Origin of the sequence: Vibrio sp. HENC-03, from assembly GCF_000305755.2 — a bacterium.
GTDB lineage: Bacteria > Pseudomonadota > Gammaproteobacteria > Enterobacterales > Vibrionaceae > Vibrio > Vibrio owensii.
Map to the genome: position 1 here is coordinate 617418 of NZ_JH976064.1, position 13111 is coordinate 630528.

At 43.0% G+C, this 13111-nt stretch carries 11 protein-coding genes; 3 read left to right on the forward strand and 8 right to left on the reverse strand.

All coding sequences use genetic code 11. The features are described from left to right. Nucleotides 1-6: 6 nt before the first annotated feature. Complete coding sequence (norV, locus tag VCHENC03_RS20465) at nucleotides 7-1509, reverse strand: anaerobic nitric oxide reductase flavorubredoxin (RefSeq protein WP_009704887.1); 1503 nt, start codon at nucleotides 1507-1509, stop codon at nucleotides 7-9. Between the two features lie 190 nt (nucleotides 1510-1699). Between norV and norR the strand changes: the two genes are divergently transcribed. The 3 genes from norR to VCHENC03_RS20450 all read left to right on the forward strand — a co-directional run bounded on the left by norR (nucleotide 1700) and on the right by VCHENC03_RS20450 (nucleotide 4667). Then, nucleotides 1700-3232, forward strand: coding sequence for a nitric oxide reductase transcriptional regulator NorR (gene norR, locus VCHENC03_RS20460; RefSeq protein WP_009704888.1), 1533 nt, complete (start codon nucleotides 1700-1702; stop codon nucleotides 3230-3232). A gap of 97 nt (nucleotides 3233-3329) precedes the next feature. Further along, nucleotides 3330-3977 carry an HAD family hydrolase gene (locus tag VCHENC03_RS20455; RefSeq protein WP_009704889.1) on the forward strand — a complete coding sequence of 216 codons (648 nt, stop codon included), beginning with the start codon at nucleotides 3330-3332 and terminating at the stop codon, nucleotides 3975-3977. A 156-nt stretch (nucleotides 3978-4133) separates the two neighbouring features. Further along, nucleotides 4134-4667 carry a cytochrome b gene (locus VCHENC03_RS20450; RefSeq protein ID WP_009704890.1) on the forward strand — a complete coding sequence of 178 codons (534 nt, stop codon included), beginning with the start codon at nucleotides 4134-4136 and terminating at the stop codon, nucleotides 4665-4667. Nucleotides 4668-4717: 50 nt separating this feature from the next. Here VCHENC03_RS20450 and VCHENC03_RS20445 read toward each other — a convergent pair whose 3' ends face one another. The 7 genes from VCHENC03_RS20445 to VCHENC03_RS20415 all read right to left on the reverse strand — a co-directional run bounded on the left by VCHENC03_RS20445 (nucleotide 4718) and on the right by VCHENC03_RS20415 (nucleotide 13109). Then, nucleotides 4718-6025: a dicarboxylate/amino acid:cation symporter gene (locus VCHENC03_RS20445; protein ID WP_032802134.1), complete on the reverse strand. Its 1308-nt coding sequence runs from the start codon at nucleotides 6023-6025 to the stop codon at nucleotides 4718-4720. An 83-nt stretch (nucleotides 6026-6108) separates the two neighbouring features. Further along, the gene (locus VCHENC03_RS20440) at nucleotides 6109-7338 is read right to left on the reverse strand and encodes an NAD(P)/FAD-dependent oxidoreductase (protein ID WP_009704893.1); all 1230 of its coding nucleotides are present in this window, start codon (nucleotides 7336-7338) and stop codon (nucleotides 6109-6111) included. 221 nt (nucleotides 7339-7559) lie between these two features. After that, nucleotides 7560-9272: a GMC oxidoreductase gene (locus VCHENC03_RS20435; protein ID WP_009704894.1), complete on the reverse strand. Its 1713-nt coding sequence runs from the start codon at nucleotides 9270-9272 to the stop codon at nucleotides 7560-7562. Nucleotides 9273-9483: 211 nt separating this feature from the next. Beyond that, nucleotides 9484-10434 carry a hypothetical protein gene (locus tag VCHENC03_RS20430; protein WP_009704895.1) on the reverse strand — a complete coding sequence of 317 codons (951 nt, stop codon included), beginning with the start codon at nucleotides 10432-10434 and terminating at the stop codon, nucleotides 9484-9486. A 246-nt stretch (nucleotides 10435-10680) separates the two neighbouring features. After that, nucleotides 10681-11448: a LysM peptidoglycan-binding domain-containing protein gene (locus VCHENC03_RS20425; protein ID WP_083481803.1), complete on the reverse strand. Its 768-nt coding sequence runs from the start codon at nucleotides 11446-11448 to the stop codon at nucleotides 10681-10683. Next, nucleotides 11396-12436, reverse strand: a complete 1041-nt coding sequence (locus VCHENC03_RS20420; RefSeq protein ID WP_009704897.1) for a hypothetical protein — start codon at nucleotides 12434-12436, stop codon at nucleotides 11396-11398. Before VCHENC03_RS20420 ends, VCHENC03_RS20425 begins: the two co-directional genes overlap by 53 nt. After that, entirely contained in the window at nucleotides 12417-13109 is a 693-nt protein-coding gene (locus tag VCHENC03_RS20415) for a hypothetical protein (RefSeq protein WP_009704898.1), read from the reverse strand. Before VCHENC03_RS20415 ends, VCHENC03_RS20420 begins: the two co-directional genes overlap by 20 nt. Nucleotides 13110-13111: the final 2 nt, after the last annotated feature.

Sequence of the window (13111 nt, forward strand, 5' to 3'; positions counted from 1 at the left end):
GCCCCCTTACCCGTTGTATTCGACAAAGACGTCTTTACCCAAGTGACATTCTGGGCACAAGAAGTAATCTGGCACTTCAGACCATGCCGTGCCCGGTTCAACGCCTTGATTAGGCTCACCTTTAGCTGGGTCGTATACCCAATTGCAAACCGTACAAACCATGCATTGACAATCTGCAGGATGCGCCTCGGTACTAGGGTTACTAGAAGCAGTATCTACCACAGCTTGTGTTGCTACTTGTGCAACGGGTTGTGATTGAACTTGTGGTGCAGACGCAGCAATCGACGGAGCAAGAACAGGACTTGTCAGGTCATGCTTTGCCCACAATTTCGCGATGTTCTGACCATGTTCACGGCACTCACGCATCGCTTTACCATCTGGGCGCCATTTGGTTTTCAAACTCACTGCGGTTTCAAAGCCTGCGTCGGTCAATCGAGCATGGATACGATCCACCGCACCACCGTTCCAACCGTAGCTACCGAACGCAGCGGCTTTCTTCGCTTTAAAGCGCAGACCGGTAATTTCTTCTAGCATGCCAGCGATCTTCGGCATCATGACGTTATTCATGGTAGACGAACCAACCAAAATACCTTTTGAGCGGAATACGTTGGCGAGAATTTCATTCTTATCATGCTTAGAGACATTAAAGACTTTGACCGCCACGCCAGGGTCGACATCGTGAATGCCTTGCGCAATGGCATCAGCCATCATTCGAGTGTTGTTTGACATAGAGTCGTAGAAAATCGTAATGCGATCTTCTTGATAATTGTCTGCCCATGCTAAGTATTGCTCGATGATTTGAACTGGATTATCGCGCCATACAATACCGTGTGACGTAGCGATCATGTCGACAGGCAAATTAAAGCTCAGCACTTCTTTGATTTTTGCGGTTACCAAGCTGCTAAATGGCGTTAGGATGTTTGAGTAGTAACGCAAACACTGTTCCATCAACTCATTTTGATCCACTTCATCATTGAATAAGCGTTCATCGCAGTAGTGCTGACCAAATGCGTCGTTACTGAATAACACTGCATCGCCCGTTAGGTAAGTCATCATACTGTCCGGCCAATGCAGCATCGGCGCTTCCACGAAGACCAATTGCTTACCGTTACCAATATCAATGCTATCGCCCGTTTTTACGGTTTTGAAGTTCCACTCAGGATGGTGGTGATGACCCACAATCGAGTCAATCGCCGCTTCTGTACAGTAAATTGGCGTGTTCGGAATCTTCTCCATCAATGCCGACAATGCGCCTGAGTGATCTTCTTCAGCATGGTTTACTACGATAAAGTCGATAGACTTAAGGTCGATTTCCATTTCTAAATTTTGGATGAATTGTTGACTGAATCGATGATCGACCGTATCAATCAATACGGTTTTCTCTTCACGAATTAGATAACTGTTGTAGCTGGTACCTTTTGTCATTTTGTATTCTGTACCGTGGAAGTCTTGAACTTCCCAATCGCGTTGACCTACCCAGTGGATGTTGTTTTTTACGTGAATTGTCATAATTACTACCTTGAATGACGGGATAAACAAAAATAATTTCTTCTTGTATTGCACTGGGCGTGCCAACTTTCAATTGCTATATATTTCAATACCTTAATTAAAAATAAATTTTAGAAAGTGTCATTAAGACACAGTTGAAAATTGTCATTAAGACACTAAAATAGTCATATTGACACAATCGGTATTGGCTATGACTTCTTTAATCGCGCAATGGCTACACATCACGCAAGACCTTAACTCGGCGCTCACTCAACAGGCTCGCTTTGATACGTTACTAACCACGATTCGAGAGGTATTGAAGTGTGACTCTTCTGCCCTTCTTTTGTATGAAGACCAGCACTTTAAACCTTTAGCGATCAATGGATTGGCGAAAGAAGTGCTTGGACGCCGTTTCTCCATTGAGCAGCACCCAAGATTAGAAGCCATTGCCCGAGCAGGCGATATCGTGCGCTTTCCCTCTGACAGCGACTTACCTGATCCATACGATGGCTTGATTCCAAACCACGATGACAAGCTGCATGTCCATTCCTGCATTGGTTTACCTTTGCTGATCGACGATCAACTGATTGGTGCCATTACGATTGACGCCTTCGACCCCAACCAATTTGATGGGCTACGCAACCAAGAGTTACGTTTTGTCAGCGCGTTGGCAGCAGGTGGCCTACACACTGCACTCCTACTAGAGCAACTAGAGACACAAGCGAGCCTGCCACGCGACTCTTACGCCGAGAAGCGCACCTTAAGTAATGAAATCATTGGTAACTCTCAGGGCATGAAAAATCTTCAAGAGCAGATTGATGCAGTCGCCGATACGGAATTGTCTGTGCTAGTGATGGGAGAAACGGGCGTGGGTAAAGAGTTGGTTGCGAGCGCTATTCACCATCGCTCTAGTCGCTCTAGCAATACTTTGGTTTACCTCAACTGTGCGGCGCTGCCGGAATCAGTCGCGGAAAGCGAGTTGTTCGGCCATATCAAAGGCGCATTCACAGGTGCAATCAGCAATCGCAAGGGTAAGTTCGAACAAGCCGATGGCGGCACACTGTTTTTAGATGAAGTCGGCGAACTGTCGTTAGAGCTGCAAGCCAAGTTACTTCGAGCTCTACAATACGGCGACATTCAACGTGTGGGTGATGACCGTCATATTCGAGTCAACACACGCATTGTCGCCGCCACCAACCGTATATTGCATGAAGAAGTGACTGCTGGTCGATTCCGAGCCGACTTATATCATCGTTTAAGCGTCTTCCCACTTCATGTTCCACCTCTTCATGAACGTGAAGACGATGTGGTGTTACTCGCAGGCTTTTTTGCCGAACGCTTAAGAAGCAAATTGGGATTAAACAGCATTCGTTTGTCTCCTACTTTGGTGCAGGCACTTAAAGACTATTCATGGCCAGGCAACGTGCGAGAGCTTGAGCATGTCATTAAACGTGCTGGTGTTTTGGCAAAGGCGCGTACTCACGCCATGGACATTGAGTTAGTTGAGCAAGATTTTGATATTCGAACGCCGAATCAGAACATCAAGAATGTCGAAGAAACGGAGCAAAACTCTCGGCTTGAGCTACCAGAAGGTGGATTAAAGCCTGCCACAGATGCCTTCCAAAAAGCGATGATTGTTCGAGCACTGGAAGAGAATCAAGGCAACTGGGCAGCAACGGCACGTCAGTTGGAACTGGACAACGGCAACTTACACCGATTAGCGAAGCGCTTAGGGATAAAATAGGGATTGAGTAAAAAGCGTGTGAGATGGTGGAATTCAGCAAGAAAATCGATGTTGCTTGTGTCAAAATGCGCCATCTCAATCGACAAGTCATAAAGTAATGAATTATCAAGCAGCTATTTTCGACATGGATGGGTTACTCCTCGACACCGAACGCGTTTGTATGCGTATCTTCAAAGAGGCATGCGAAGCACAACAACTTCCTTTCTTCGAAGAGGTTTACTTAACCATCATTGGCCGCAATGCCGCTGGCGTTGAAGCGATTTTTCGTAAGACCTATGGCGATGACTTAGACCGTCTGCACAATGAATGGCGTACTCGCTACGATGCGGTCGTGAAGCATCAAGCCATACCGGTAAAAGACGGTGTGGTTGAACTGCTTGAATGGTTGAAAGAACAAGGCTTACCTATTGCGGTTGCTACTTCAACTGCAAAAGAAGTGGCACAGAAGAAGTTGGAACTGGCGGGCCTAAGCATGTATTTCGACAACTTAACGACAGGCTGTGAAGTGTCCCACGGCAAACCAGATCCAGAGATCTACCTGCTTGCAGCAAGTCGTCTAAACGTAGATCCAACCAAATGTATTGCGTTTGAAGATTCCAACAATGGCGTACGTTCCGCAGTAGCAGCGAACATGGTTACTTTCCAAATCCCAGACCTTGTAGAACCTTGCGAGGAAGTTCTTGCCTTTGGCCACGCGATTGTTCCTTCTTTGCATCACGCATTAGCTGAGTTAAAACAGGCATAACCCGTTCCCACTCATCTAACTGACTAAAAACGCTCCATCTTTTGGGGCGTTTTTTGTGGATAATATTTACCCAACTTTACACTGAGATGTGTAGTTCTATTCACAACATTGATGGATAATTGCTCGTATAACCACAAATAAAACGAGGATTAATTCATGCTCAACAAGAAGCCATTAACTTGGCAAACCATTACATTGCACTGGATAACAGGGCTTGCCTTTATCGGTATATTCGCGCTTGGCCTTTACATGGTTGATTTGCCACGTAGCCCAGAAAAGTTTGAGTGGTATGGCATCCACAAATCACTAGGCGCTATCATTTTAGTTGTCGCTCTTATCCGTCTAGTGTGGCGCTTAAAAGAAGGCGCTCTGCCACCCGCTTCGGAAATGCCTGCATGGCAGGATAAAGCGGCCAAAGCAGTACACGGTATCCTTCTGCTTGCTACTTTGGCAATGCCTATCTCTGGTATCGCAATGAGCGCTGGTGGCGGCCGAGCGGTCGATATTTTCGGTTGGGTTATTATCGCTGAAGGCCCAGAAACCCCTTGGCTTCAGGAGATTGGCTCAACCATTCATCACTCTGCAGTTGAGATTCTGATTGCTGTGTTTGTTCTCCACGTTGCTGGCGCCATCAAACACCAAGTGGTCGACAAAGATGGCACCATTTCTCGAATGCTTGGTCGCTCATAGAATCCACATAGATACAAAAACGCACTCTCAACTGGGAGTGCGTTTTACTTTTAGCTCATCAACATCTCTGAAGAATCGAGCGATTGAGGTTCTACCGTCTGCTTCTTCTGCCAGCGGTCGATCACAAGCGTCGCAATCAAATCCCCTTCCACATTAACAGCGGTACGGAAGGTATCTAACGGTCTTTCTATCACCAATAAAATCGCAATCGCTTCCAGCGGAATACCCGCAGCCAGCAGCACTAACTGCATCCCCGACATGGAGCCCGAAGGCATGCCCGGCGCACCAACGGAAGAAACCATTGCCATGATGAAGATCATCACCAATCCAGTGGTACTCAAATCCACACCAAACAACTGTGCTAGGAAAATCGCGGCGACACCTTCAAATAACGCGGTGCCATCCATGTTCATTACAGAGCCGAGTGGCAACACCATGCTGCTGACTTCTGGCGCGACATCTAAATTATCTTCCGCACTTTGCTTTGCTAACGGTAGCGCCGCCGCACTTGATGACGTCGCAAACGCCATGGTTAATGGTGCTGAAATCGCTTTAAACAGCGCAACTGGAGAGATGCCCGTCATGACCTTAGCAATGGTTGGCAACACGACTAGCCCGTGCACCATAGTGAGGACAAACACCAATAACGCAAACAAGGCGAGTTGCTGAATCAGATTCCCACTTGAAGTCAGCGTGATATCAAACACGATCGCAAAAATGGCAATCGGAGACAGTTTAACGATGCCTCGAATCATGGTGTTGACGCTTTTGTTCAGCCCCGAAATCACCGCTAGCAACGGATGACCTGACGGAACAGAAAGCAAAATCGCAACGCCTGCCATAAAGGAGAAAACCACGATCGCCAGTAAGTTGCCATTCGCCAGTGCAGCAAACGGGTTCACCATCGCCATCTTAACGAGATTAGTGAGTATCGCGGCACCACCAGCGCCTTGCTCGTCAATTAAATGGACATCACTACCCACAGAAACGCTTTGGCTAAGTGGCTCCCATGCAGGCAATGCTAACGACGCACCAAGCCCTAAACTAATGGCAATTAAGGTGGTGAAACTGTAGAAGAGCAGTGTTCGCCCACCCAGCGCTTTAAGGCGAACGGTTGAGCCAATATTGGTGATGCCTTCGACAAGAGAAAACAGCACCATCAAGCCCACCACCATTTTCAGTAAGCCGAGATAGACCGTTTTGCCCAACATTAAAATTTGGTAGTAATCACTCGACAGTAAAAGCGATTTGTCTGCCACCCCATGGTCGACTAAAAGAAGGATGGCTTGAGCCCCACCCCACGCAAGTAGGGCAGAAATAAGAAGTTGAACGGGCAGAGAGAGTTGCAAATGACGCATAAAAAACACCTAGCGCCACAAATCCTGATGATTTGGGCGCTCGATAAAAATGAAAAAATGGAAGTGGAGAGCCTCGGCTTGGATTAAGACCAAGAGCCTTTGTAATATGGGTTCAATAAACCTTTTACTCGTTTAAGCACCACCAAAGCCGACACGCGGAACCAACCGAAAATAACGCGCTGATGCAACCTAAAGATCGTGTCATACAAGCGGCGAACGTAGCGTCCACGCAATACGAGTTTGTCATTCATCAATGCGCCAACCGCGTAGTCATGCCCGAGCGCAACGACCATCCCGCCGTCTTTGAATACAAACGGTTTTAACTCTTTGCCTTTCACTAAGCGTTTAAATTGCTTCGCCAAATGTGCAGCAGCTTGGTTGGCGGCTTGCGCTCGTGGTGGCACGATGCTTCCATCTTCTTGTGGACATTCAGCACTATCACCAATAACAAACACACTTTCATCGAGAGTGGTTTGCAGTGTTGGCAACACTTTAAGCTGGTTAATGCGGTTGCTTTCTAGACCATCAAGATTCGCTAACCAATCCGGGCATCGAATCCCCGCCGCCCAAATTTGTAGATCAGCAGGAATGACTTCATTTTCCGTCACGATACGGTCTGCTTCTGCACGCTGAACCTTGGTGTTTAAGCGAACATTAACACCCTGCTTTTGTAGCTTCTTCAACACTTTTGTAGACATGCACTCAGCACTTGCCGGTAACACACGATCCGCCGCTTCGATAAGCGTAATCGAAAGCTGAGTATCATCTTGATAGCGGTTTAATTGCTTGCTGACTTTCGCCCACTCGGCCGCCAGCTCAACACCAGTCGCACCAGCACCCACGATAGAAACACGATGAGAGCCGCCGTTCGCCAGCATTTGCTTCATCTGTTCCCACGCTTTTTCTGCTTGAGAAGCCGAATCTAAGAACAAGCAATGATCGCTTACGCCCGGAATTTTGAAATCGTTACTGATCGCGCCAACGGCAATCACGAGGTAATCGTATTTCAATATTTGCTCTGGAGAGAACTCAGCGCTCACCGTAATGGTTTTATTTGCTCGGTCTAAGCCTGACATGCGCGCTTGAACATATTGGTAACCGTGACAAGCAGCATGAAGACGAAACGCAACCGAATCGAGCTCATTATCAAACGTGCCCGCCGCAATCTCATGCAGTCTTGGTTTCCATAAGTGATGAGAAGATGGCTCAACCAAAGTAACGGTATGGTCAGATTTGCCTGCAAAACTGCTCGCTAAACGCGTGACCATTTCTAGACCCGCAGCACCACCACCGACAACAACAAAATTCGACATACTCCCCTCCCGGAAACCATCCATCGAAAGATAAAAATCAAAAACGCAGCAAATACGTTTGGAATGGCGGGCATTATATTGAGTTGCAAATAAATGATAATAAGCTGAAAAAGAAAATAACTATTACGGATTTGTAAAAATAAGAACTAATCGTCTGAGCCAAATACTAAAAACAAAAAAGCCACCACTTTTAAGTGATGGCTTTGCCGAAACATAATTGGTTATGAAAAATCTTTTGAGATAATGTTTTCAATATTTCTTTCTGCTAATGCAGCAATGGTCAACGCAGGGTTTGCACATCCATTGTTTCCAGGAATAAGCGCCCCATCAATAACATAAAGACCATTGTATCCATCTACACGCCCAAATAGGTCTGTCGCTTTCCCCATTTCCATTCCTCCAACTGGGTGCGCACCAGTAAAAATAACGTCGGAGAACCCTTGAGCTCCTATTCGTTGCCAGTTGGCTCGTGCAACTTTATTGTTTACTGCTCTTAACGCATCCGTTGCATCTTTCTCATTCTCTTTCGGATAATGAAGAACTGCATCATCGATAGAGGCATCATAATAAAAATGACCTCGATTCTTAAAGTCCGCAGTCACGGATAGCATCATAGAAATCCCTACGTCGGCAATACCAGCATTTGCCCAGTTTTCTGCTGCGACTGGGCTTCTTCCGGCTTCATCAACATAAATTGCTGTAGGAGAAGGAGAAGCTTGAGCAATACCAGCAGGTAATCCAAATAACGACTGTCTAAATGCCATTCGGTTGCCATTATCGCCCCAGTTCTTGCCAACATATTCATTTAACTCCGGCAAGTCTCCTCTCTCTTTTGCTCTAACAAGCATACGTGTTGTGTGGTAAGAACCAGCCGATAGAATAAGCTTGTCGCACGTAATCGTTTTTTGTTGAACAACATTGCCGTGAGCATCAAGCTCTTGAATGTCTAATTCATAAATATCACCATTCATTCGAATGTTGATCAGTTCATGCTTGTGGTGGAAAGTGACGTTTCCTGTTGCCTCCGCTAATGGAATATAGTTTTGCCCAAGGTCATTCTTACAACCGTTACTATTACCGAAATTAGTTAAGCCAATAGTTGCTGAAGGTAAGCTTTTCCCTTTGAGTTCTTGCCTGATAACATCCCAATTCCAGTTACCTTCGATAAGATAAGGAGAGTAGCCTGCTTTTGAAACTTCTCTATTCCAATCTCGACAATGCTTAAACGGCGCACTGGCAAAAACATCTTTAGGCATATTGCTGTAGTTTAAGATGGATTTCACTCTTGGATAATAAACGTCCACCATTTCTTTGTAAGAAAGCTCGTTAGGGTAGAGTTTCTTGAAATGCTCTTCCTTTGGAACAACCATAACACCGGTATAAATCACCGAACCGCCACCTACCGCAGTTCCTAATAATAGGTCGGAACCATCTTGGTTGTTTTCTCCCGGTTTATCGACAACATCAAGAACACCACCGAATTTTTCGATACTACGTGGCGTAATCGTTTGAAGGAACGGAAGATCAAACGTGAGAGCAGGAAACGTGGTCTTTGTTCTTTGCCAAAACATCCGCTTGTCAGCCAACATATCATGTGCAAATACCGCTCGTTTTGGGTCATTAGGCCAACGGTTTCCTCTTTCAATTACCGCCGTTTTGATGCCAGCAAGACCAAGTCGATAAGCGCTAATTGCACCACCAAAGCCGCTCCCAATGACAACGACTGGCAAATGGCCATTTATTTGAGGAGGGCGTTCAAAAAGCTCTGGTAGATAGCTTTCTAAAACAGGTAAGCCTTTAAACTTGTCAATCGGTTTTTCATTTTCTGGGCGAAAGAAGAAAGCCTGAGCCTTTGGAGAAGTGACACTCATACCAGCAGCAACCGAGGTAGCAACACAAGATTTTAAAAATACTCTTCGATTTGTACCATCCATTAGTAACTCTCCTTTGTTATTAAACAAGATGAATACTATCGAAGATACTACCGAAGCTTATTGTTTGTAGTTGGCATATGCGCATAAATGTTAATAACCATGCTAATTCTCAACATGCTCATTTTTGCTGTTTAAGTCGTGTAATAACGCGATAAAACACTGGCATGGAGTCTAATACGTTTGAAAACGTATGCATTCATGTGAATTAAAATCAAACAGCAATCGCATCATATGTATCATTAAAAAATACATTAGCATCCACACCATGGCTTCGCATTTGCTCATACTCCTTTTCGTAAATAGGGTGATATTTAATTATCAACCCCAGGAAGATTGGATGACTAAGAATTTTCTGCAAATCAATATGATAAAGATAAACGTTGCCGTAATCCTTGGAACAATCAATCAATTTTATCTGCTCAGCCCCCAATGTTTCATACAAAGACATATCTTCCCTACCTCTCGCGGTAAAAAAAGCATTTTTTACGTTAAAATGGTGGCGAATAATATAGTTGAGAACCAAACCAAACAAAAGCTCATAATCATCCGAATTCTTGAAAAAAGATAACCCAAAAAATAAAGTGTCTTTATTGGGATTACTTGTGTAACGATCAATGGACAAACCCAAAATATCAAACAAAGCGCCAACTTCTTGATGGAAGTACATATATGATTCTGGAATTTTACTTTCTACATTTCCTTTATAAAAAACGTCAACATTATACTTTTTATTATAGTCATCAAAACTATTTGCCTTAGCAGATATTAAATTAATTTTAGAAGTATAATCACCATATATTTCACGAGCTTCGTAATTGCTACCTTTGAAGTGGCATACCCTCGAATCACGTTCTGGATTGAGAATAATAGCATGATAATAACTATTAAATTGGTTTAGAAACTTTCGATATTGCGACTCTAAAGAAACCGGAACTTTCGGTGCTGAACATTGATTTAAAAAAACATTTAAACAACTAGCCGCATTGGCAATAAGTAATTGACGACAAGATGATGGTTTCGTTACACCATTTGTCCAACGACTCATCGTAATATTATCCAATCCTTGGAATTCGTCATATTCTAAGTGAAGTTTAATCATCAACTCCTTTCTAGGAATTTTTTTAAAAACCACTTCTTTTAAGAATTCGTGAAACTTTAACATTAAAATGCCCTTCAGAGTTCATGACATATCGAAAACCATGATTATCAATAAGCAAAAGAGTGAATACCAGAAAAGGCAGAGAAAAATATAACAAAAGGAACATTCCTACAATCAACGTAAGAAAATAAAACGTCGACTACAGGAATGCCCCTACTATATCTTTTAAACTTAAAATTTCATCGCCCCTTTTTTGCATTTTATTATCAAGCAATAACAATTTGATAAAATAGAGCCAACAAATATGTATTAATTGAAGACAACCACCTGATTTGGAAAGATTAAATCAGGGTTCTTTTTAAACTTTGGATTCCAGTGTATGAGCTCTCTAAGGTATACCTTACAGTTCCGTGCAATTTTAGATAATGTATCACCAGAGACAATGACATAAGGATCAACACATTCTTTATATTGGGCAACATCATGTATTTCATTATTCAATGGTAAGTCATTGTTTGGTAGCACAATGCCTTCTGGCGAAGAATATTCCTCAACATATTCAGTTTCCGAAACGCCTCTGTCAAATTCAGAAAGTTTAAACTTTAATCCGGCTTCAACAAAATAATCACCATAAGGATTGGCACGACTGAATTTACTCTCAATAAAAAAATCAAAGTAGTTTGATACTGAAGCTGAAAAACCAAGCCCTAACTTGCTATCTACCCCACTATTAATAAAATCCATTCCGATTATTGGGTAGATTGAATACACATCATCAAACTCATACAGGTATCCGACTTCCAAGCCAAAGTATCGTTTAAAGTAGCTATTAGATGAATGATGCATTTGTCCCTTAAGCAAATAATCCCCTAGCGTATAATCTAAGAAGTAACTGTAATAGTTATTGTTTTTGTCTGTGCTTTGATCTTCTTTGATATTGTAATAACCCGTTGAAATACCAATGCTCGCCGATTTTTCATTTCCAAGTGCAGGTTGATGAAAAAATGCGATAAGTGCACACAAGCTATAAATCCAATTCAAACCGGACGGTAACTGCATCCCTGTAATCTCCTTCATTTACATCACCAAAATAAAGCTCTTTAAAAGAAAAGGCCAAATCAAAATCTAGCGTTTTTCCAACAAAAGGAATCTTCGAGGTTGCCTGCTTCAGCTCTCCAGCTTCGACAATATTACTCTTTTCACACTTCGAACAAACTAAGCTATAAGGAATAACATCATTTGACGTAGAGTGTTCTAACTCAAACTTATCCGCAGTCCCAGAAGAGAAAAACTGCATCTTTATCCCTGGTTCTATATGCCCAGAGATACTAACTTCATAAGTTGTAGTCCCCTCAACACTGTGATTAGCCGTATCATAAGAAAGAGAAAAAATACCATCACCTGTCACGTCAACAGCTGAGATGAACGACGGTTTATAGTCAATGGTAAATACCGTCGTGTCATTGTAAGTTTGGTAAGTTGTCGCTGTTCCGTACTTCATGTAATAAGTAACAGGTAAGCTCACCGTTGCATAATAAATACCTGTAGGAGCGTTGGCAGCTTTAAATGCATCAACGAGATTATCCAGCTTGTAAGCACTTCTATAAAAATCAAATGGCTTATACTTTCTAGTCGCGTTCAGATCATAACTTGCACGACAAGTGTTATTATCTCGAAGAATGTATTGGCTTCCTGCCGAGCTCTCATAACTGCACGTATCAGAATTCGAGTTTTTTGCGACGGTAAAAGGGCTTGCAGTGCTGAATTGAATCCCCGAGTGCTGAAAAGACGTGGATACCTGTACACCTGTGGTCGAACTAAAAGTGATCGTCGAAGTTGGACTCTTCTGAAAACTTGGACTCCAGCTATAAACAGGTAATAAGTTGAATGAGCTACTTGGTTGCCAAATCTGTTGCACCACTTCTCCGCCAACAACATTTGCATTCATCCAAGTAACCTCACTCCCAACAACTTTTGCCGTAATGTTATTGGATGCATATACTGTTTCTGAGTTTAATCCAGCAGCTATAACAGCAAGTGATAGGCTACATAGATACTTGTTCATTGATACTTTCATTTGCATTTATCACCGTGATATTAATATTTTTCTTCCCGACATGGCTTTCAGGCAATTTAAACACCTTTTCAGATCCTGCTAATAACTTGTATTGGTAAATACAGTTACTAGAGAAGCCCTTTTCACAGGTATTAATTACAGCATTTAGCATGGTGTTACTTTTGTTGGAGAATCTAAACTCTTTGTTATTTACGCGCTTAATTTCGTAATTTAGTTTCACTTCAGACGCAGGATCCATGAAATAAATTCTGTATCCAAAAGCAACGGAAACCGCAGAGTCTTCACCTTCACCGACATAGGGATAAGGGTTTACATCAACCGCATAAACCTGATCTTCATCAAAATCACATGTTTGCTTCGCGCAATCATTTCGCATCCTAACCGTTCTGGTTTCACCATCTTTTAATATGATCTGGCTTGGTGAAACTGAAAACGTCCAAGTTGATAAATTATCTTTGTTTACTTTAGTGACGACTTTCTCTCCATTAACATAAGCGACTTTTGCAATTTCTAAGTTAATGAACATATCCTTACCATCATTATTCGTAATAGAAAAGTCAGCGTAATGTTCATCGTTCGCCACCTCAAACAGACTGCTTACTGCTACAGCATGGGTAAAGAAACTTGTTAATGAAGTAACTAATAATAATAATGTTCTCATGA